This window comes from Streptomyces sp. cg35, from assembly GCF_050410835.1.
In the GTDB taxonomy this organism is placed as follows: Bacteria; Actinomycetota; Actinomycetes; order Streptomycetales; family Streptomycetaceae; genus Streptomyces.
This window is the reverse complement of record NZ_CP191268.1, coordinates 6,415,304-6,435,581: the sequence shown is the minus strand read 5'-3', so window position 1 is coordinate 6,435,581 and position 20,278 is coordinate 6,415,304. Positions and strand designations below refer to the sequence as shown.

At 72.6% G+C, this 20,278-nt stretch carries 19 protein-coding genes; 12 read left to right on the top strand and 7 right to left on the bottom strand.

The features are described 5' to 3' along the window. Positions 1-106: 106 nt before the first annotated feature. The 4 genes from ACQUQD_RS29375 to ACQUQD_RS29360 are packed head-to-tail and all read right to left on the bottom strand — an operon-like array spanning position 107 to position 3,171. Positions 107-805: a response regulator gene (locus ACQUQD_RS29375; RefSeq protein ID WP_428955158.1), complete on the bottom strand. Its 699-nt coding sequence runs from the start codon at positions 803-805 to the stop codon at positions 107-109. Then, positions 802-2,037: a sensor histidine kinase gene (locus ACQUQD_RS29370; RefSeq protein WP_428955157.1), complete on the bottom strand. Its 1,236-nt coding sequence runs from the start codon at positions 2,035-2,037 to the stop codon at positions 802-804. The genes ACQUQD_RS29375 and ACQUQD_RS29370 overlap by 4 nt, the downstream gene beginning before the upstream one ends. A 38-nt stretch (positions 2,038-2,075) precedes the next feature. Continuing rightward, the gene (pspAA, locus tag ACQUQD_RS29365) at positions 2,076-2,354 is read right to left on the bottom strand and encodes a PspA-associated protein PspAA (RefSeq protein WP_428955156.1); all 279 of its coding nucleotides are present in this window, start codon (positions 2,352-2,354) and stop codon (positions 2,076-2,078) included. 19 nt (positions 2,355-2,373) lie between these two features. Then, on the bottom strand, positions 2,374-3,171 hold the full coding sequence (locus ACQUQD_RS29360; protein WP_428955155.1) for a PspA/IM30 family protein: 798 nt from the start codon (positions 3,169-3,171) through the stop codon (positions 2,374-2,376). Positions 3,172-3,380: 209 nt separating this feature from the next. Here ACQUQD_RS29360 and ACQUQD_RS29355 point away from each other — a divergent pair, with 209 nt between their 5' ends. From ACQUQD_RS29355 to ACQUQD_RS29345, 3 genes are all read left to right on the top strand, one after another. Continuing rightward, positions 3,381-4,010 (top strand): DUF3043 domain-containing protein, encoded by a 630-nt coding sequence (locus ACQUQD_RS29355; protein ID WP_428957689.1) that lies wholly within the window; start codon positions 3,381-3,383, stop codon positions 4,008-4,010. Positions 4,011-4,093: 83 nt separating this feature from the next. Then, complete coding sequence (locus tag ACQUQD_RS29350) at positions 4,094-4,801, top strand: class I SAM-dependent methyltransferase (protein ID WP_428957688.1); 708 nt, start codon at positions 4,094-4,096, stop codon at positions 4,799-4,801. Between the two features lie 108 nt (positions 4,802-4,909). Next, positions 4,910-5,992, top strand: coding sequence for a S1C family serine protease (locus ACQUQD_RS29345; RefSeq protein WP_428955154.1), 1,083 nt, complete (start codon positions 4,910-4,912; stop codon positions 5,990-5,992). Positions 5,993-6,056: 64 nt separating this feature from the next. Here the strand turns inward: ACQUQD_RS29345 and ACQUQD_RS29340 are convergent, their stop codons facing one another. Then, positions 6,057-6,284: a hypothetical protein gene (locus ACQUQD_RS29340; RefSeq protein ID WP_428955153.1), complete on the bottom strand. Its 228-nt coding sequence runs from the start codon at positions 6,282-6,284 to the stop codon at positions 6,057-6,059. Between the two features lie 85 nt (positions 6,285-6,369). Here ACQUQD_RS29340 and ACQUQD_RS29335 point away from each other — a divergent pair, with 85 nt between their 5' ends. Beyond that, a complete protein-coding gene (locus tag ACQUQD_RS29335) occupies positions 6,370-7,575 on the top strand; it encodes a bifunctional adenosylcobinamide kinase/adenosylcobinamide-phosphate guanylyltransferase (RefSeq protein WP_428955152.1) in 1,206 nt (401 codons plus the stop codon). Between the two features lie 19 nt (positions 7,576-7,594). Here the strand turns inward: ACQUQD_RS29335 and ACQUQD_RS29330 are convergent, their stop codons facing one another. After that, on the bottom strand, positions 7,595-8,662 hold the full coding sequence (locus ACQUQD_RS29330) for a class I SAM-dependent methyltransferase (protein WP_428955151.1): 1,068 nt from the start codon (positions 8,660-8,662) through the stop codon (positions 7,595-7,597). 238 nt (positions 8,663-8,900) lie between these two features. Here ACQUQD_RS29330 and cobT point away from each other — a divergent pair, with 238 nt between their 5' ends. The 3 genes from cobT to ACQUQD_RS29315 all read left to right on the top strand — a co-directional run bounded on the left by cobT (position 8,901) and on the right by ACQUQD_RS29315 (position 12,606). Continuing rightward, positions 8,901-10,004: a nicotinate-nucleotide--dimethylbenzimidazole phosphoribosyltransferase gene (cobT, locus tag ACQUQD_RS29325; protein WP_428955150.1), complete on the top strand. Its 1,104-nt coding sequence runs from the start codon at positions 8,901-8,903 to the stop codon at positions 10,002-10,004. Positions 10,005-10,147: 143 nt separating this feature from the next. Beyond that, the gene (locus tag ACQUQD_RS29320) at positions 10,148-11,905 is read left to right on the top strand and encodes a phosphatidylglycerol lysyltransferase domain-containing protein (RefSeq protein ID WP_428955149.1); all 1,758 of its coding nucleotides are present in this window, start codon (positions 10,148-10,150) and stop codon (positions 11,903-11,905) included. After that, positions 11,905-12,606 carry a hypothetical protein gene (locus ACQUQD_RS29315; RefSeq protein ID WP_428955148.1) on the top strand — a complete coding sequence of 234 codons (702 nt, stop codon included), beginning with the start codon at positions 11,905-11,907 and terminating at the stop codon, positions 12,604-12,606. Before ACQUQD_RS29320 ends, ACQUQD_RS29315 begins: the two co-directional genes overlap by 1 nt. Here the strand turns inward: ACQUQD_RS29315 and ACQUQD_RS29310 are convergent. After that, entirely contained in the window at positions 12,543-13,310 is a 768-nt protein-coding gene (locus tag ACQUQD_RS29310; RefSeq protein ID WP_428955147.1) for a hypothetical protein, read from the bottom strand. The genes ACQUQD_RS29315 and ACQUQD_RS29310 overlap by 64 nt on opposite strands. 67 nt (positions 13,311-13,377) lie before the next feature. On the opposite strand from ACQUQD_RS29310, the gene cobS reads away from it, so the two are divergent. From cobS to ACQUQD_RS29285, 5 genes are all read left to right on the top strand, one after another. Beyond that, the gene (cobS, locus tag ACQUQD_RS29305) at positions 13,378-14,136 is read left to right on the top strand and encodes an adenosylcobinamide-GDP ribazoletransferase (RefSeq protein WP_428955146.1); all 759 of its coding nucleotides are present in this window, start codon (positions 13,378-13,380) and stop codon (positions 14,134-14,136) included. 176 nt (positions 14,137-14,312) lie between these two features. After that, on the top strand, positions 14,313-15,836 hold the full coding sequence (locus ACQUQD_RS29300; RefSeq protein WP_428955145.1) for a leucyl aminopeptidase: 1,524 nt from the start codon (positions 14,313-14,315) through the stop codon (positions 15,834-15,836). Positions 15,837-16,113: 277 nt separating this feature from the next. Then, positions 16,114-17,502: a dihydrolipoyl dehydrogenase gene (gene lpdA, locus ACQUQD_RS29295; RefSeq protein WP_428955144.1), complete on the top strand. Its 1,389-nt coding sequence runs from the start codon at positions 16,114-16,116 to the stop codon at positions 17,500-17,502. A 102-nt stretch (positions 17,503-17,604) separates the two neighbouring features. Continuing rightward, on the top strand, positions 17,605-19,371 hold the full coding sequence (gene sucB, locus ACQUQD_RS29290; protein WP_428955143.1) for a 2-oxoglutarate dehydrogenase, E2 component, dihydrolipoamide succinyltransferase: 1,767 nt from the start codon (positions 17,605-17,607) through the stop codon (positions 19,369-19,371). Positions 19,372-19,493: 122 nt separating this feature from the next. Continuing rightward, the gene (locus ACQUQD_RS29285; RefSeq protein ID WP_428955142.1) at positions 19,494-20,117 is read left to right on the top strand and encodes a GntR family transcriptional regulator; all 624 of its coding nucleotides are present in this window, start codon (positions 19,494-19,496) and stop codon (positions 20,115-20,117) included. Positions 20,118-20,278 lie beyond the last annotated feature (161 nt).

Below are 20,278 nucleotides of genomic sequence, written 5' to 3'. Positions count from 1 at the left end.
GCAGGGGCCCGCATACACCCTCGACCACCGGGGCGCCCCGATTCGTCGCTCCCAGGTCCCGTTCTTATGCGGCGCCTACTGCGGCCGTAGTACGTGCGGGCCGGGATCACTCCACCCTTGGACGGACCAGGCCCGATTCGTAGGCAATTACCACGAGTTGGGCCCGGTCGCGGGCGCCGAGCTTGGCCATGGCGCGGTTCACGTGGGTCTTCACGGTGAGCGGGCTGACCTCGAGGCGCTCGGCGATCTCGTCGTTCGAGAGGCCGCCCGCGACCTGGACCAGGACCTCGCGCTCGCGTCCGGTGAGCGCGGCGAGCCGCTCCGCGTGAGCGCCCGCGCCGCGCGCCGTGTCGTCCGAACCGTCGCCCTGCGCCAGGAACTTGGCGATCAGGCCCTTGGTCGCGGCGGGCGACAGCAGGGCGTCGCCCGCGGCCGCGATGCGTACGGCGCCGAGGAGTTCGTCGGGTTCGGCGCCCTTGCCGAGGAAGCCGGAGGCGCCGGCCCGCAGCGACTGCACGACGTACTCGTCGACCTCGAAGGTGGTCAGCATCACCACGCGTACGTGGGCGAGTTCGGGGTCGGCGCTGATCTCGCTGGTCGCGGCGAGGCCGTCGGTGCCGGGCATCCGGATGTCCATGAGGACCACGTCGGGCCGCTCGGTGCGGGCCAGCCGGACCGCCTCGGCGCCGTCGGACGCCTCCCCCACCACTTCCATGTCGGACTCGGAGTCGACGAGCACACGGAAGGCGCTGCGCAGCAGGGCCTGGTCGTCGGCCAACAGGACCCTGATGTTGCCGCTGGTCATGTGGTGGCGTCCCCTGAGGTGTCTGTGTCGGTACGGACCTTGACCGGAAGGATCGCATGGACGCGGAAACCGCCGCCGTAGCGCGGTCCCGCGGTGAGGGTGCCGCCGAGCGCGGTGACCCGCTCGCGCATGCCGAGCAGGCCGTGCCCGCCGTTCTCGTCGAGCCGGTGGGGGGACTTGGGATCGGCGCCGGGCCCGTTGTCGAGAATCGAGATCTCCACGTCGGCCCCGACGCGTACGACGCTGACCTCGGCCTTCGCGTCGGGGCCCGCGTGCTTCTGCACGTTCGTCAGCGCTTCCTGCACGACGCGGAAGGCGGCGAGGTCGACGGCGGCGGGCAGCGCCGGGGCGGAGGCGGCGCGGGCCACCTCGACGGGCAGCCCGGCGTGCCGGAACGTGTCGACGAGGTCGTCGAGCCGGTCGAGCCCGGGGGCCGGTTCGGTCGGCGCCTCCGGGTCGCCGGTCTGGCGCAGCAGGCCGACGGTGGCGCGGAGTTCGTTGAGCGCGGAGCGGCTGGCCTCGCGGACGTGCGAGAGGGCTTCCTTCGCCTGGTCGGGGCGCTTGTCCATGACGTGGGCGGCGACCCCGGCCTGGACGTTGACGAGCGCGATGTGGTGGGCGACGACGTCGTGCAGATCGCGGGCGATGCGCAGGCGTTCCTCGGCGACGCGCCGCCGGGCCTCTTCCTCCCGCGTGCGCTCGGCCCGTTCGGCGCGCTCCCGTATGGCGTCGACGAAGGCGCGCCGGGAGCGGACGGCGTCTCCGGCGGCCGCGGCCATGCCGGTCCACGCGAAGATGCCGAGGTTCTCCTGGGCGTACCAGGGCAGCGGGCCGACGAGCATGGCGACGCCGGTGAGGACCGCCATCGTGGCGAGGCCGACGCGCCAGGTGGTGGGGCGGTCGGTGGTGGCGGCGACCGTGAAGAGCGCGACGACCGCGGACATCACCACGGGGGCGCGGGGTTCGCCGGTGGCCAGTTCGACGACGGAGACGGTCGCGGTCGCGGCGAGTACGTACATGGGGGCGAGCCGCCGGAAGACCAGGGCGGCGGCGCCGAGCACCATGAGGAGGAGGCTGAGACCGCCCGGGGTGCGGGCGCCCCAGACGTACATGCCGTCGGGGCCGTTCGGGTCGACGAAGGAGCCGGCGACCATGGCGAGGAGAACGCCGAGCGCGACGATGGCGTCCAGGGCCAGGGGGTGCGTCCTGGCCCACCGTACGAGGGGGGTCACCGGGGTCACGGTAGCCGCCCCCTTCACCGCGGCACTGGTCAGCCCGGGATCAGTCCGTCGTCGCTGAGCATGTCGCGGACCTCTTCCAGCGTCGCCTCGGCGGCGGGGAGGATCAGCTCCGAGGGCTCCAGGGCGTCGTCGGGGAGGGGCTCACCCAGGCGGCGCACGGCGTCCAGGAGCGCGGCGAGCGTGCGCCGGAAGCCGGCGTCGTCGCCGCTCTCCATCTCTTGGAGCAGTTCGTCGTCGAGCTTGTTGAGCTCGGTGAAGTGGCCGTCGGCCAGCTTCACCTGGCCCTCCCCCATGATCCGTACGATCATGACGCCCTCCTGTGGGCTGCTACTGCTTGTCGAAGCGCGGAGTGTCCTGCGGCTGCTGTGCCTGCTGGCCCTGCCCGGCGCCGCCCTCGATCGCCTGCTGGGACGACGAGGAGCCACCGGCCAGCTCGGCCTTCATGCGCTGCAGCTCCAGCTCTACATCCGTACCACCGGAGAGCCGGTCCAGCTCGCTCTGGATGTCGTCCTTGGCGAGGCCGGAGGAGTCGTCGAGGGCGCCGGACGCGAGCAGCTCGTCGATGGCGCCGGCCCGGGCCTGCAGCTGGGCCGTCTTGTCCTCGGCGCGCTGGATCGCCATGCCGACGTCGCCCATCTCCTCGGAGATGCCGGAGAACGCCTCGCCGATCCGGGTCTGTGCCTGCGCCGCGGTGTAGGTGGCCTTGATGGTCTCCTTCTTCGTACGGAAGGCGTCGACCTTGGCCTGCAGGCGCTGGGCCGCGAGGGTGAGCTTCTCCTCCTCGCCCTGCAGCGTCTGGTGCTGCGTCTCCAGGTCCGTGACCTGCTGCTGGAGGGCGGCGCGGCGCGAGAGGGCCTCGCGGGCCAGGTCCTCGCGGCCGAGCGCGAGCGCCTTGCGGCCCTGGTCCTCCAGCTTGGAGGACTGGCCCTGAAGCTGGTTCAGCTGCAGTTCCAGGCGCTTGCGGCTGGTCGCCACGTCGGCGACGCCGCGGCGCACCTTCTGGAGCAGCTCCAGCTGCTTCTGGTACGAGTAATCGAGGGTCTCGCGCGGGTCCTCGGCCCGGTCAAGGGCCTTGTTCGCCTTCGCGCGGAAGATCATCCCCATACGCTTCATGACACCGCTCATGGGCTTCGCGCGCCCCCTTCTGACCGACTCCAGCTCCAGCACTGCGACAGAACCCACAGTACGGGTCCTGCATCTATTACCGCACTGTTCAGGTGCGGATGCGCTCATCCCCAAGGACGACTGCGCCCGGCCCCGCTCCGGCTTGAGGAGTAGGTGTGCCCCTATGGACGCAGGGTGTTGCCGGATCGTTCCCCACAGGCCTGTGGTCCATGCACGACCAGCACGTACCCTTGGCTTTTGTGTTCCGTAGCCGATCCAAGGACGACAAGGCCCCGGCCGACAAGGCCCCGGTGACCTCCTCGCCCTCGCAGACCCGAGACCCGCAGGCGCCCAAGGGCCGCCCCACGCCCAAGCGCAGCGCGGCCCAGTCGCAGCGCCGCAGCGTGGCCAACACCAAGATGTCGCCGAAGGAGGCCCGCTCCCGGCAGCGCGACGAGCGGCGCACCGCGATGGAGCGTCAGCGTGCCGCGCTGGCCAGCGGTGACGAGCGTTATCTGCCGGCCCGCGACAAGGGGCCCGTGCGCCGTTACGCGCGGGACTTCGTCGACTCGCGGTTCTGCATCGCCGAGTACTTCCTGCCGATGGCGGTGATCATCCTCGTCCTGAGCATGGTCCGCGTCGGCTCGCTGCAGAACATCGCGCTGCTGCTGTGGCTGTTCGTGATCGTCGCGATCGTGATCGACTCGGCCATCACCGGCTTCCGCCTGAAGAAGCAGCTGGCGGAGAAGTTCCCGAACGAGCGCCGCAAGGGCGCCGTCGCGTACGCGCTGATGCGCACGCTCCAGATGAAGCGCCTCCGTCTGCCCAAGCCGCAGGTCAAGCGCGGGGAGCGGCCCTGAGCACCGAGGCCTTCGCCGGGGACGCGCCGGGCGCCTGGCTGGCACGGCTGGGCGGCGTGCGCAATGTCGTACGGCAGGAGCTGGTGGCCCGGCAGCTCGACGAGCAGATAGCCGGGCGCTTCCCCGTGGGGCAGCGGCTGCGGGTGCTCGACGTGGGGATGGGCCAGGGCACGCAGGCCCTGCGGCTGGCCCGGGCCGGGCACAAGGTGACCGGCGTCGAGCAGGACCCCTCGATGGTCTCCGCGGCCCGGCAGGCGCTGGCCGCGGAGCCCGAGGGGGTGCGCGAGCGGGTCCGGGTCGTCGAGGGTGACGGCCGGGACACCGGCGTCCATTTCCTGCCGGGCAGCTTCGACGTCGTGCTGTGCCACGGCGTCCTGATGTACGTCGAGGACCCGGACGCGCTGCTGGCGGGCCTGGCGCGGATGCTGGCCCCGGGGGGTCTGCTCTCGTTGCTGGTACGGAACGCGGACGCGCTCGCCATGCGGCCCGGGCTCGGCGGTGACTGGGTCACCGCGCTCGGCGCGTTCGACTCGACGAAGTACACCAATCGCCTCGGCCTCGATGTGCGGGCCGACCGGCTCGACGCCCTGACGGCGACGCTCGCCGGGATCGGCGCCCCGCTGCACGCCTGGTACGGGGTGCGGGTCTTCACCGACCAGGCCGGCGACGGGGACGGGCCGCCGGAGCGCGGGGAGCTGCAGACGCTGCTCGCCGCGGAGGAGCGGGCCGGGCGCACCGAGCCGTACCGGCGGGTGGCGGCACTGCTCCATCTGTGCGGGGTGCGCGGCTGAGAGCCCGCGCGGGGTCCACGGCACGGGCGGTCGTCCGTGCCCGGGCCCTGACGCCTGTTCGGCGGCGCAGGGCGGGCGACCGCCCCGCGCGAACGTGACAATCCGGGCATGAACGTCTCTCGCGCGCGTGCTCGCCGCTCCCCTCGCCTCGTCCGGTTCGCCCTGCCGCTGACCGCCGCCGTGTGCGCGGCGGCGCTCGTGTCCGGCTGTTCGGACTCCGCGTCGTCCGGCTCGTCCGACCCGACCACGCAGGCCGCGCCCGCGGCGGCCGACAGCCTGCAGGACGACTACCAGAAGGTGATCAAGGAGGTCCTGCCCTCGGTCGTCCAGATCCAGGCCTCCTCCGATCTCGGCTCCGGCGTCGTGTACGACGACCAGGGGCACATCGTGACGAACGCGCACGTGGTCGGCGACGAGAAGACGTTCAAGGTCACCACGGCCAACAGCACCGACGAACTCACGGCGAAGCTGGTCTACGCGTATCCGGAGCAGGACCTCGCCGTCATCAAGCTGGACAAGGTGCCGGACGGGCTGAAGGCCGCGGCGTTCGGGGACTCGTCGAAGGTGGAGGTCGGGCAGATCACCCTGGCGATGGGGTCGCCGCTGGGGCTGTCGTCGAGCGTCACCCAGGGCATCGTGTCGGCGACCGGGCGGACCGTGAGCGAGAGCCGGTCGGGCGGCGGCACCGGGGCGACGATCGCGAACATGGTGCAGACGTCCGCCGCGATCAATCCGGGCAACAGCGGGGGCGCGCTGGTGAACCTGGACGGGGAGGTCATCGGCATCCCGACGCTCGCGGCGACCGATCCCGACATGGGGGACAGCGCGGCGCCCGGCATCGGGTTCGCCATCCCCGCGTCCATGGTCACGAAGGTCGCCGACCAGGTGATCAAGGACGGCAAGGTGACGGACTCGGGGCGGGCGGCGCTCGGCGTCACCGGCCGCACGGTGCTCGACGACGGCTACCGGCCGGCCGGGGTCGCCGTGGTGTCCGTGACGGACGGCGGCGGCGCGGAGAAGGCCGGGATCGAGGCCGGGGACATCATCACCGGGTTCGGCGGCACCGAGGTGACGACGATGCAGTCGCTGTCGGAGGCGCTGGCCGAGGAGAAGCCCGGCGACAAGGTGTCGGTGACGTACACCCGGGACGGCGCGGAGAAGAAGGCCGAGGTAACGCTCGGCGAGATCTGATCCGCCCGGGACGTGACCGTGCGGGGCCGGAGGCCGGTTCAGCGGCTTCCGGCCCCGGCCGGTGTCAGCTCTGCGCCGCTTCCTCCGTCTCGGCGTGCAGGCTCATCGGGCCGTAGACGACCGTGCTGTCCTCGGACAGGGTGACCTGGTCGGCCCCGCCCTCGGCCAGCGCCTTCCAGTGCTCGCCGATCCAGGACTCGGCGTCGCCCTGCGTCGTGAACTCCTCGGGCTGCACCGCCGGGGACACCTCTGTCCCGTCGGACTTCTCGAACCGCCACGTCCATGCCGCCATGTCAGCCTCCCGGTACCGGATGTCCGATGTCCCTGGAAGCGTATCCGGGCGCGCGGCGCTCGCGGTGGCGCGGGAGGATCTTCCCGTGGAACTGACTCTGCTCGGCACCGGCACCCCCGAGGGACTGCCCCGCCCCGACTGCCCCTGCGCGGCCTGCGCGACCGCGCTCGGCCCGCGCGCCCGCGCCGCGACGGCCCTGCTGATCGACGGGACGCTGCTGCTCGACCTGACGCCGGGCGCCGCGTTCGCCGCGGCCCGCGCGGGGCGCAGCCTCGGCGGCGTACGGCAGGTGCTGCTCTCGCATCCGCACGACGGGCCCGCGGTGGAGGTGCCGGCGGGGCTGCCGCAGCCGGGGCGGGTGCCGGACGGGCGGGAGCTGGCGCTGCTGACCGGGCACCGGGTGCGGGCGCTGGCCCTGGACGCGCCGGGCACCGGGTACGAGGTGGTGGGGCCCGAGGGCACCCGGCTGCTGTATCTGCCGCCGGGCGCGGCGCCCGCGGGCCTCGCGGAGGTGCGCGCGCCGTACGAGATGGTGGTCCTGGACGTGACCGGGCGGCCGGACGCGCTGGCCCGGCTGCGGTCGGTGGGCGCCGTCGGTCCGACCACCGACGTCGTCGCCGTCCATCTGGACCACGACGTGCCGCCGGGGCCCGAGCTGGACCGCCGGCTCGCGGCCGCGGGCGCGCGGGCCGTGCCGGACGGCACCACGCTGGAGGTGGGGGTGTACGAGGACGTGCCCGATGTGCCGCGCCGGACGCTGGTGCTGGGCGGGGCGCGGTCCGGGAAGTCGGTGGAGGCGGAGCGCCGGCTCGAGGCCTTCCCCGACGTGCTCTACGTCGCGACCGGCGGGACGCGGGGCGGGGACACGGAGTGGGCGCGGCGGGTCGCCGTGCACCGCGAGCGCCGGCCGGGGTCCTGGCGCACCGCCGAGACCTGCGACCTCGTACCGCTGCTGACCGACGCGGCGGACGGCGCGCCGCTGCTCGTCGACTGTCTGTCGCTGTGGCTGACGTACGCGATGGACGAGGTGGGCGCCTGGGACGACGCCGAGTGGGCGGGCGGCGGCGAGAAGGCGCTGCGCGAGCGGGTGGCGGAACTCGTCGGGGCCGTGCGGCGCACCCGGCGCACCGTGGTCGCCGTCTCGAACGAGGTCGGTTCGGGGATCGTGCCCGCGACCGCGTCCGGGCGCCGGTACCGCGACGAACTCGGGCGGCTGAACGCGGCGTTCGCGGGCGAGTGCGAGCACGTGCTGCTCGTCGTCGCCGGGCAGGCGCTCGCGCTGCGCGGCTGACGGGGCGCCGGGACGTGCGTCAGGCGTCCGGGTTGCGGCGGGCGACGACCCGGTAGGCGTTGGCGAAGCGGGTGCGGCTGACCAGCGGGGCCAGCAGCCGGTCGGCGGCGCGGGCGGTGTGGAAGGCGGGGGCCGAGCCGTGCATCAGGGTCTGGCGCAGCCTGCGCTGGAATCCGCTGGGGACCTTGGTGCGCCAGGGGTTGTCGGCGTCGGGCAGGCAGTGGCCGAGGAACAGGGCGCAGGCCGCCGTCAGGTCGAGCGGGACGTGCGGTGCGCGGCGGTCGACGGCGACGACGGTGTAGCCGAGCGCCGTCAGCTCCGAGCGCAGGTTGGCGAGCGGGATGAAGTGCAGGTGCTGCGGCTGGAAGTACGAGACCCACCACTTGCCGAGCAGCTTCGCGTAGTGGCTCTCCGGGTCGGGGAGCTCGATCATCAGGTGGCCGCCGGGGCGCAGGACGCGGTGGGCCGCCTTGAGGTCCTCGCGCGGGTCGAGGGAGTGCTCCAGGTAGTGGAACATGCTCATCGCGTCGTAGCGGCCCGCGAGCCGGGGCGCCAGGTCGGTGAGCAGGCCGCGGTGGGCCTCCTCGACGCGGCCCTGCCGGCGGGCTTCCTCGACGCCGTCGCCGATGTCGAGGCCGTCGAACGCCGTGTACGGCAGGAGCTCCTTGGCGGCGGCCGGGAAGTGGCCGTGGCCGGTGCCGACGTCCAGCCAGCTCTCCGGCTCGATGAAGGGGCCCATGGCGCGGGCGGCGGCGCGGTGCCGTCGCGCGGAGGTCTGGGCGCCGAAGATCTTCTCGGCCTGGTCGGCGCGGAGGCCGTCGTAGAAGTCCCGGTAGTAGAAGTCCAGGCCCTCGGGGGTGAGCCGAGGGTTCTGGAACAAGTGGGCGCAGGACCCGCACTGGTCGACGGTGAAGGTGCCGGGCTTGTGCTGGAGCAGGTCGGTGGTGCGCAGCCGGGTGCGCAGTTTCGTGGAGCCGCACCAGGGGCAGTCGGGGCGGCGCGGCTCGTGGAAGCGCTCGGTGCCCCGGGCGAGTTCGGTGAGGTAGGCGGGGCGGCGGTCGGCAACTGCCTGGGCTGTCGGGGACATCTCTGCGTCAACTCCTGGTGCTGCGTTCTGGGTCCTGCCGCGTTCCGGAGACGAACACCGCGGTACGACAATCCGACACAATCCGGAACGTAAGGGATCGACAGCAGCCGCGCAATGACGCTGTGGAGCGGGTGCATCGCATGGCGTAACGGACCGTCAGGGCCCCGCCCGGGCGGGGCTCCCGCGGCCGGGGGGACGTCGGGGTCCGGCCGCGATCGCGGCCGGTACTGTTCGGCGAATGAGCTCGCTGAATCTCGACGACTTCACCGATCTGATCGAGCGTCCCGACGGCGGCACCCGCCGCGACGCCGAGGAGCGCAGGGCCCGGCTGGCCGTGCCGCCCGGCGCGCTCGGCCGCCTCGACGAACTGGGCGAGTGGCTCTCCGCCGCCCAGGGGGCCGTGCCGGTGCGACCAGTGGCGCAACCGCGCGTGGTCCTCTTCGCCGGTGACCACGGCGTCGCCGAGCTCGGCGTGTCGAAGCGCGCCGCGGGCAGCGCGGCCGGTCTGGTCCGCGAGGCCGTCGAGGGCGCGAGCGCCGGCGCGGTGCTGGCGCGGCGGCTCGGCGTCGGCGTGCGCGTCGTCGACATGGCGCTCGACTGCGAGCCGGACGAGCTGCCCGAGGCCGTCGTGGGCCACCGGGTGCGGCGCGGTTCCGGGCGCATCGACATCGAGGACGCGCTCACCGTGCAGGAGGCGGAGGCGGCGTTCCGCGCGGGCATGACGATCGCCGACGAGGAGGCCGACTCGGGTACGGACCTGGTGGTGCTCGGCGACCTCAGCGTGGGCGGCACCACGGCGGCGGCCACCCTCATCGCGGCGCTGTGCGGGACCGACGCCTCGGTCGTCACCGGCCGCGGCGGCGCCCCGATCGACGACCTGGCGTGGATGCGCAAGTGCGCGGCGGTGCGGGACGCGCTGCGCCGGGCCCGGCCGGTCCTGGGTGACCAGTTGCAGCTGCTCGCCACGGTGGGCGGGGCGGACCTGGCGGCCGCGACCGGGTTCCTGCTGCAGTCCGCGGTGCGCCGGACGCCGGTGATCCTGGACGGCGTCGTGTCGGCGGCCTGCGCGCTGGTCGGCCAGCGGGTCGCGTTCCGGGCGCCCGACTGGTGGCTGGCCGGACACGCCAGCGGCGAGCCCGCGCAGGCCAAGGCGCTGGACCGGATGGCCATGGAGCCGCTGCTCGACCAGGGCGTCCGGGTGGGCGGCGGTACCGGCGGGCTGCTCGCGCTGCCGCTCGTGCAGGCGGCGGCGTCGCTGGCGGCGGAGCTCCCGGAGGGCGAGCAGCCGAAGAACGCAGAAGACGCAGAAGTCGGGGCCGACGGGACCGGCGAGGCCGAGTAGTTCCCGCGGGACCAGGGAGGGGCCCGGCGCCGAGGCGCCGGGCCCCTCCCTGCTTCTGCGCCGTGGCGAGAACCACCACGACAGGACGGGAACGGCGGCGCCGAACCCAGATAACCCCCAAATCACCCCATAAGCTCCGCGTCATGGGAGATGCACAGACAAGCGGCGTACCGACATCCACCCCGGCGTCCCGGCGGGCGGCCGCGGTCACCGTCTGGTACCTCCGGATCGTCACGTTCATCAACCTGCTGAGCGCTGTCTGGGTCTCCTTCGGACAGGACCTGCGCCGCCACAACTCGGAGAACTACTTCACCCCGTACCTGCTGGCCGCGGGCTTCTCCTCCGCCGTCGTCACCTGGTTCCTGGCGATCACGATGCGCCGCCGCAAGCGCGCGGCCTGGATCCTCAATCTCGTCCTGAGCGGCCTGTTCCTGCTGCTGTTCGCCTTCGTGATGCTCTTCCCCGAGGTACGGCAGTACGCGCAGAACTGGATCTCGCTCGCGCTGACCGCGGCCTTCGTGGCCGCCCTGCTCGTCGGGCGCCGGGAGTTCTACGCCAAGGGCGACCGCTCGAACCCGAAGCTGGCGGCGGCGGTCGCGGTCGGCGGTCTGCTGGTCACCTCGCTGTTCGCGACGTTCCTGGTCACGATCACCAACCACGCCCACGACGAGCACCGTTCGACGTTCCTGGACCGCTGGCGCTACGGCACCCTGCGCCTCATCTCGGTCGCCACCGACGAGTCCCGGTACCCGGGCATCGCGACTCCGAACTGGGTCAACGTCGTCATCAACATCCTCTCCACGGCCCTGCTCATCGCCGTCGTCTACGCCGCGTTCCGCTCCCGCCGGGCCGTCGACCCGCTCACCCCGGAGGACGAGACGAAGCTGCGCGCCCTGCTCGACAAGGAGGGTGAGCGCGACTCGCTCGGCTACTTCGCGCTGCGCCGCGAGAAGAGCGTCGTGTGGTCCCCGACCGGGAAGGCCGCGGTGACGTACCGGGTGGTCGGCGGGGTCTCGCTGGCCTCCGGTGACCCGATCGGCGATCCGGAGGCCTGGCCCGGCGCGATCGAGCCCTGGCTGGCCGAGGCGCGGGCGCACGGCTGGCTGCCCGCGGTGATGGGCGCGAGCGAGGAGGCGGGCACGGTGTACGCGCGGCACGGCCTCGACGCCCTCGAACTCGGCGACGAAGCCCTCGTCGAGACCGCCGAGTTCACCCTGGAGGGGCGGGCGATGCGCACGGTCCGCCAGGCCTACAACCGGGTCAAGCGCGCGGGCTACACGGTCCGTGTCCGCCGCCACGAGGACATCCCCGAGGGCGAGATGACGTACCTTCTCCAGCGCGCCGACGACTGGCGGGACGGCGCGACCGAACGCGGCTTCTCGATGGCGCTCGGCCGCCTCGGGGACCCGGCGGACGGGCAGTGCGTGATGCTCGAATGCAGCGACGGAGAAGGCGAGTTGAGGGCGGTGCTGTCCTTCGTCCCGTGGGGTCCGCACGGGCTGTCCCTCGATCTGATGCGCCGTGACCGGGACTCCGAGAACGGGCTGATGGAGTTCATGGTCATCGAACTGCTGCGCCACGCGCCCGAGATCGGGATCACTCAGGTCTCACTGAACTTCGCGATGTTCCGCTCCGTCTTCGAACGTGGCTCGCGGCTCGGCGCGGGCCCGGTGCTGCGCCTGTGGCGCTCGCTGCTCAGCTTCTTCTCCCGGTGGTGGCAGATCGAATCGCTGTACCGGGCCAACGCCAAGTACCGGCCCATCTGGGAACCCCGCTTCCTGCTCTTCGAGAAGAGCGCCGACCTGCCGCGCATCGGCATCGCGTCGGCCCGCGCCGAGGGCTTCCTCGACGTGCCGGGCCTGCCGAAGTGGCTGCGCCGCGGAAAGCTGGAGCATCGCTGATGGGCACGCTGCGCGCGTGGGCGCGCAAGGAGTGGGGCCCGCTGTGCGCCGTCGTCCGCGAGCGGTTCCTCGCGCGCAGGTGGCGGGCGATCCCGATGACGCTGGCCGCGGTGTGCCTGACGGCGGCGTTCCAGTACGTGCAGAACCAGCCCTGGGGCTACGGGTTCGTGCAGGACATCGGCTCGGTCCGGGCCGATGACCCGCTGTGGCTGGCGCTGCTGCGCACCCCGCTGTCGCTGTTCGTCCCGGCGCTCGACCTGCCGGTGTGGGGCGCGCTCGCGCAGATCCTGCTGGTGTTCGGCATCGCGGAACTGTGCCTGGGCTGGTGGCGCACCCTCGTCGTCGCGTACGCGGCCACCCTCGCCGGCACGCTGTACGCGCGGATCGGCATCGCGCTCGGCCCCGACGGCCCCTTCGGCCTGCCGGCCTCCGACGCGCAGGTCGTGGACACCGGCCCGTCCGCGGCGGTCGTCGGGCTCGCCGTCTACGTGTGCTGGCGCCACCGGGCCTGGTTCACCGGCGCGCTGGTCGTCGTCACGATGGTCGTGGAGTGCGTCGTCAAGCCGAACCTCGCGGGCAAGGAGCACCTGGCCGCGATCGTCGCGGCGCTGGCACTGTGCGCGCTCTCCGCGCTGCGTCACCGGGGCGGGTCCGCGCGGGGCAGCTCCGCGCGGTCCGGGGTCCCGCCGATGAGGTCCTGAAAGCCGCGGCTGAGGCGGTGCCAGCGGCGGTCGTGCCGGTACGCCCGCAGGACCGAGCGGGCCCGGGCCCGATGGCGGTGCCGGTAGAACCGGCGCGCCCAGTACGAGCCGGGCCGTGCCAGCCGGATCGCCCCGAACAGCGCCACGAACGGCACGAGCACGCCGATGATCGCGAGCCGCGGCTTGCCCTTCAGCAGCGCGACGTACACGAACGAGAAGTTGATCACCAGCGTCGAGATGAGCGTGGTCCGGTCGTGCTGTTCCTGGGCCGTCATGTCGTTGACGCCGAGCGGTGAGAAGCCGCCGATGACGAGCATGCCGAGGGCCGCCGCGAGGATGACGACCTCGACGCTGCGCCGGCCCTGCTCGGTCCAGTACACGTCGTCGAGGTGCACGATCAGCGCGAACTCGTCGAGCACCAGGCCCGCTCCGACGCCGAAGAGGACGGCACAGATCGACGCCGTGATGCCGTGCCGCCCGCTGCCGACCGCCCCGAACCCGCCGACGACGGTGAGCACGATGCCCGGCACGACGTGGTGGATGTGCAGGCCGCCGGGGCTGATGTTGCGGAAGGGGCCGCGGCCCGCCCGGATCAGCCGCGTGATGGTGCGCGTCACCAGGAAAGTGACCAGGAACGACAGCAGGGCCAGGAGCAGCGGCAGCTTGCCCGGCTCCGTGACGTTCCGGTACCACCAGTCGCCCATGGACCCATCTTGCAGGCGGGGCGCGGGCGCCGCCCGCCCATGGGGCCGACCCGGGTAACCTCCCCCGGTGTCCCCGAGAAACTCCCTGGCCGACGGCGTGCGCTTCGCCTTCGGCACCCTCACCGTCCTGCCCGTCACCGTCACGCGCTGGGACCGCGACGCCGCCCGCACCGGCATGCTGTGCGCCCCGCTGGCCGGCCTGGTCGTCGGGCTCGCCGCGGCCGCGCTCGGCGGGGCGCTGACCTTCCTGGGCGCGGGCGCCCTGCTCGCGGCGGTCGCCTCCGTCGCGGTGCCGGCCGTACTGACGCGGGGCCTGCACCTCGACGGGCTGGCGGACGTCGCGGACGGCCTGGGCAGCGGCAAGCCCGCCGAGGACGCCCTGCGGATCATGAAGCAGTCGGACATCGGCCCGTTCGGGGTCGTGACCCTGGTCCTCGCGCTGCTCGCCCAGGTCGCCGTCCTGGCCCAGCTGTACGGGGAGTCGTGGGCCCGTGGTGCCGTCGCGGCGGCCCTCTCGGCGGTGACGGCCCGGCTGGCCCTGACCTTCGCGTCCCGCACCGCGGTGCCCGCCGCCCGTCCGGAGGGGCTCGGCGCCGCGGTCGCCGGGACGGTGCCGGCGCGGGCGGCGTTGATCGTGGGCGTGCTGATCGTGGCGGTGACGGCGGTGTTCTCGCTGCCGGGCGCGATCGCCGTCGTACTGGGCTGCGGTGCGGCCGAGTTGCTGCTGCGGCGCTGCGTCGCGCGGTTCGGCGGGGTGACTGGGGACGTGTTCGGGGCGGTGGCGGAGACGGCGGCGACGGCGGCGCTGGTGGCACTGGCCTTCTGAACACGGGGGCCCGCTCCGGCGGTCGAGGAGCGGGGTCCGGGGCGGGGCCCCGCATCCGGGGCACACCTGCACAGCGCACCCGGACAACCACGGGCGTAGGCTCCCCTTGGCGGGCCAAAACCCCACGGCCCCGGCAAAGATGCCAGCCCCACCCATGAAAGAGGGACCTCACCACCGTGACTGCTCTGACTCTCAGCACCGCCGCGGCCTCCGGCCTGCGCGCCGACGCCGTCGTCGTCGGTGTCGCCAAGGGCGACAAGGGCCCGGTCGTCGCGCCCGGCGCGGAGGCCGTGGACAAGGCGTTCGACGGAAAGCTCGCCTCCGTCCTGGAGACCCTCGGCGCCAGTGGCGGCGAGGGCGAGGTGACCAAGCTCCCCGCGCCCTCCGGCTTCAAGGCGCCGGTCGTGCTGGCGGTCGGTCTCGGCGGTCAGCCCGAGAAGGACGAGGTGTACGACGCCGAGTCGCTGCGCCGCGCCGCGGGCGTCGCCGCCCGTGCCCTCGCCGGTGCGAAGAAGGCCGCGTTCGCGCTGCCGATCGAGGACGCCGAGGACGCGGGCGTGATCGCGGAGGGCGCGCTGCTCGGCGCGTACTCCTTCGACGCCTACAAGGAGTCCGCCAAGGACCCGAAGAAGAACGGCAAGGCGCCGCTCGCCGAGATCGCCCTGCTCGGCGGCAAGCCGCGCGACAAGGCGTACAAGGCCGAGATCGAGCGCGCCCTCGCGCTGGCCGAGGAGCTCAACCGCGCCCGCGACCTGATCAACACCCCGCCGAACGACCTCAACCCCGAGGCCTTCGCCGCCGTCGCGCAGGCCGCGGCCAAGGAACACGGCATCAAGATCCAGGTCCTCGACGAGAAGGCCCTGGCCAAGGGCGGTTACGGCGGCATCCTGGGCGTCGGCGCCGGTTCCTCGTCGGCCCCGCGCCTGGTGAAGCTCTCGTACAAGAGCTCCAAGGCCAAGAAGCACCTCGCCTTCGTCGGCAAGGGCATCACGTACGACTCGGGCGGCATCTCCCTGAAGCCCGCCGGTCACAACGAGACGATGAAGTGCGACATGGCCGGCGCCGCCGCCGTGTTCGCCGCCGTCGTGACCGCCGCGCGGCTCGGCCTCGAAGTGAACGTCACCGGCTGGCTGGCGCTCGCAGAGAACATGCCGTCCGGCTCCGCCACCCGCCCCGGCGACGTGCTGCGCATGTACTCCGGCAAGACGGTCGAGGTGCTCAACACGGACGCCGAGGGCCGCCTGGTCCTGGCCGACGCCATCGCCAAGGCCTCCGAGGAGACCCCGGACGCGATCGTCGACGTGGCGACGCTGACCGGCGCGATGATGCTGGCGCTCGGCGCCCGCACGTTCGGCATCATGGCCAACGACGACGCCTTCCGTACGTCGGTCCACGAGATCGCCGAGGAGGCCGGTGAGCCGTCCTGGCCGATGCCGCTCCCGTCCGACCTCCGCAAGGGCATGGACTCGTCCACCGCCGACATCGCCAACATGGGTGAGCGGATGGGCGGCGGCCTCGTCGCCGGTCTCTTCCTGCAGGAGTTCGTCGGCGAGGGCATCACGTGGGCCCACCTCGACATCGCGGGCCCGGCCTTCAACGAGAGCGCCCCGTTCGGGTACACGCCGAAGGGCGGCACGGGTTCCGCGGTCCGTACGCTGGTCCGCCTCGCGGAGCGCACGGCGGCGGGCGACCTCGGCTGACCCGCCTCCGACATGGTGGAACAGCCCCGGGTGCACGCACCCGGGGCTGTTCGCTTTCGACGAAATCCGCAGGTTCCGGCAGTTCTGTCACAGCGGTTTCCGGTGTAACCGCCGTCTCACACCCCAGCCCGACGTCCCGCATGCCTTCGACAAGTGCGAGGATGGGGGGCGGCAGGACAGGGCCCCCACCACAGGGCCGAAGAACGAGCGGCCGAACACCAGCCGCCGCGCGGTCATCGGAGACCGGCGTACGGCGCACATGCATGGAGGACGTGACGTGGCGAACGACGCCAGCACCGTTTTCGACCTAGTGATCCTCGGCGGTGGCAGCGGCGGTTACGCCGCGGCTCTGCGTGCCTCGCAGCTGGGACTCGACGTCGCCCTGATCGAGAAGGGCAAGGTCGGCGGCACCTGCCTGCACAACGGCTGCATCCCGACGAAGGCGCTCCTGCACGCCGGCGAGATCGCCGACCAGGCCCGCGAGAGCGAGCAGTTCGGTGTCAAGGCCACCTTCGAGGGCATCGACATCGAGGCCGTCCACAAGTACAAGGACGACGTCATCTCCGGCCTGTACAAGGGCCTGCAGGGGCTGATCGCCTCCCGCAAGGTGACGTACATCGAGGGTGAGGGCAAGCTCTCCTCCCCGACCTCCGTGGACGTGGGCGGCCAGCGCATCCAGGGCCGCCACGTCCTCCTCGCGACCGGCTCCGTGCCGAAGTCGCTGCCGGGCCTGGAGATCGACGGCAACCGCATCATCTCCTCGGACCACGCGCTGAAGCTGGACCGCGTCCCGCAGTCCGCGATCGTCCTGGGCGGCGGCGTCATCGGCGTCGAGTTCGCCTCCGCGTGGAAGTCCTTCGGCACCGACATCACCATCGTCGAGGGCCTCAAGCACCTCGTGCCCGTCGAGGACGAGAACAGCTCCAAGCTTCTTGAGCGCGCGTTCCGCAAGCGCGGCATCAAGTTCAACCTCGGCACGTTCTTCGAGAAGGCCGAGTACACGCAGGACGGCGTCCGCGTGACCCTCGCCGACGGCAAGACCTTCGAGGCCGAGGTGCTGCTGGTCGCCATCGGCCGCGGCCCGGTCTCGCAGGGCCTCGGCTACGAGGAGCAGGGCGTCGCGATGGACCGCGGTTACGTCCTGGTCGACGAGTACATGCAGACCAACGTGCCGACCATCTCGGCCGTCGGTGACCTCGTCCCGACGCTCCAGCTCGCGCACGTCGGCTTCGCCGAGGGCATCCTGGTGGCGGAGCGTCTGGCCGGTCTGAAGACCGTCCCGATCGACTACGACGGCGTGCCGAAGGTGACGTACTGCCACCCCGAGGTCGCCTCCGTGGGCATCACCGAGGCCAAGGCCAAGGAGATCTACGGTGCGGACAAGGTCGTCGCTCTGAAGTACAACCTTGCGGGCAACGGCAAGTCCAAGATCCTGAAGACCGCGGGTGAGATCAAGCTCGTGCAGGTCAAGGACGGTGCCGTGGTCGGCGTCCACATGGTCGGCGACCGTATGGGCGAGCAGGTCGGCGAAGCCCAGCTGATCTACAACTGGGAAGCGCTGCCCGCCGAGGTCGCCCAGCTCATCCACGCCCACCCGACGCAGAACGAGGCCATGGGCGAGGCCCACCTCGCCCTCGCGGGCAAGCCGCTGCACTCGCACGACTGAGCCTGCGCCGCTGCGTCGCAACTGGGCGCGACGACCGACCGACCACAGACTTTCCGCACTGCGGCACCCGTAGTTGCGTATTCGTAAGGAGCAACAGAAACCATGGCGGTTTCCGTATCCCTTCCGGCGCTCGGTGAGAGCGTCACCGAGGGCACTGTCACCCGCTGGCTGAAGGCCGAGGGCGAGCGCGTCGAGGTCGACGAGCCGCTGCTCGAGGTCTCGACCGACAAGGTCGACACCGAGATCCCCTCGCCCGCCGCCGGCATCCTGGCCTCCATCAAGGTCGCCGAGGACGAGACCGTCGAGGTCGGCGCCGAGCTGGCCGTCATCGACGACGGTTCCGGCGCCCCGGCCGCGCCGGAGGCCCCGCAGGAGCAGGCCGCCCCCGCCGAGGCCCCCGCCCCGGCCCAGGAGCAGCCCGCCCCCGCGCAGGAGGCGCCCGCCGCCCCCGCCGCTTCCGGTGGTTCCGCCGAGGGCACCGACGTGACGCTCCCGGCGCTCGGCGAGTCCGTCACCGAGGGCACCGTCACCCGTTGGCTGAAGGAGGTCGGCGAGGAGGTCGCGGAGGACGAGCCGCTGCTCGAGGTCTCCACCGACAAGGTCGACACCGAGATCCCCTCCCCCGTCGCCGGTGTGCTCCTCGAGATCACCGTCGCCGAGGACGAGACCGCCGAGGTCGGCGCCAAGCTCGCCGTCATCGGTGCGCCCGGTGCCGCTCCGGCCGCCGCCGCGCCCGCCGCCCCGGCTGCTCCGGCCGCCGCTCCGGCTCCGGCTCCGGCCGCCCCCGCGGCTCCGGCCCCGGCTCCGGCCGCCCCGGCCGCGCCTGCCGCCGCTGCCCCGGCCCCGGCGCAGCCCGCCGCTCCGGCTCCGGCTCCCGCGCCGGCCCAGCCGGCCGCTCCGGCCGCGCCCGCCCCGGCCGCCGCCTCGGCGTCCGACGACGGCGCCTACGTGACCCCGCTGGTGCGCAAGCTCGCCGCCGAGAACGGCGTGGACCTGTCCACCGTCAAGGGCACCGGTGTCGGCGGCCGCATCCGCAAGCAGGACGTCACCGCCGCCGCCGAGGCCGCGAAGGCCGCCGCTCCGGCCGCCGCCGCTGCCCCGGCCGCCTCGTCCGCGCCCAAGACCCCGGCCCTGGAGGTCTCCCCCCTCCGCGGCCAGACGGTCAAGCTGCCGCGCATCCGCAAGGCGATCGCGGACAACATGACCAAGGCGCTGCACGAGCAGGCGCAGCTGTCCTCGGTCATCGAGGTCGACATCACCAAGCTGATGAAGCTGCGCGGCAAGGCCAAGGACGGCTTCGCCGCCCGCGAGGGCGTCAAGCTCTCCCCGATGCCGTTCTTCGTCAAGGCCGCCGTCCAGGCGCTGAAGGCCCACCCGGTCATCAACGCGCGCCTGAACTACGACGAGGGCACCATCACCTACTTCGACTCCGAGAACGTCGGCATCGCCGTCGACTCGGAGAAGGGCCTGATGACCCCGGTCATCAAGGGTGCGGGTGACCTCAACATCGCGGGCATCGCCAAGAAGACCGCGGAGCTGGCCGGCAAGGTCCGCACGAACAAGATCGCCCCGGACGACCTGTCGGGCGCCACCTTCACGATCTCCAACACGGGATCGCGCGGCGCGCTCTTCGACACCGTCATCGTCCCGCCGAACCAGGTCGCCATCCTGGGCATCGGTGCCACGGTCAAGCGCCCCGTCGTCATCAACCACCCGGACCTGGGCGAGACCATCGCCGTCCGTGACATGACGTACGTGACGCTCTCCTACGACCACCGTCTGGTGGACGGCGCGGACGCCGCCCGCTACCTGACCACGGTCAAGGAGATCCTCGAAGCCGGCGAGTTCGAGGTCGAGCTGGGTCTGTAGTACCTCTGAGTGCCTGGTTGTAACCAGCCTCACCTGCGGCGCCCCCGCCCGGAGCACATCCGGGCGGGGGCGCCGCCGTATTGTCTAGTCGTCAACTCCCTTGGCCCTCCGGAGGAGCCCCCATGACCACGCCCGTCGTCCACTCGCTGCGCGAACAGATCCGCGAGCACATCGTGGAGGGGATCGTCAGCGGCCGCTGGAAGCCGGGCGAGCGGATCGTGGAGCGGCGGATCGCCACCGAGCTGGAGGTCAGCCAGACCCCGGTGCGGGAGGCGCTGCGCGAGCTGGAGTCGCTGCGGCTCATCGAGTCGGCGCCCAACAAGGGGGTGCGGGTGCGCAATCTCTCCGCGGCGGACCTGGAGGAGAGCTATCCGGTGCGGGCCGGTCTGGAGGCCATCGCCGCCGAGCTGGCCGCCGAGCGGCTGGCCGAGGACTGCTCGGCGCTGGAGCCGCACGTCGCCGCGCTGTACCGGGCCGACCAGGACTCCGACGGGACCGGGCAGGTGCGGCACACCGTGGGTTTTCACCGGGAGCTGGTGCGGGCGGCGGACAATTCGGTGCTGCTGCACACCTGGGAGGGGCTGGGCATCGAGGTGTTCACCGCGCTGTCCATCCGGTGGCTGGGGACCGTGCAGCAGTCGTACGCGGAGGAGCACGAGGAGCTCGTCGCCGCGTTCCGGCGCCGCGATCCCGAAATCGCCGCGCTGGTCAAGGCGCATGTTCTCGGGTGCGCCCCGCGCGCGTGAGCTGCGTCTCGTCTGCCGCATGCGGTGCGTTGCGGGGTGATCGCGGTGTGTGGCTGGTCGCGCGGTTCCCCGCGCCCCGCAGGGGCACTCCGTGCCCTGGCCAGGGGCACTCTGTGCCTACTTTCTTGATCTAAAGAGGTTTTGCCCTTCAACCCTTTGAT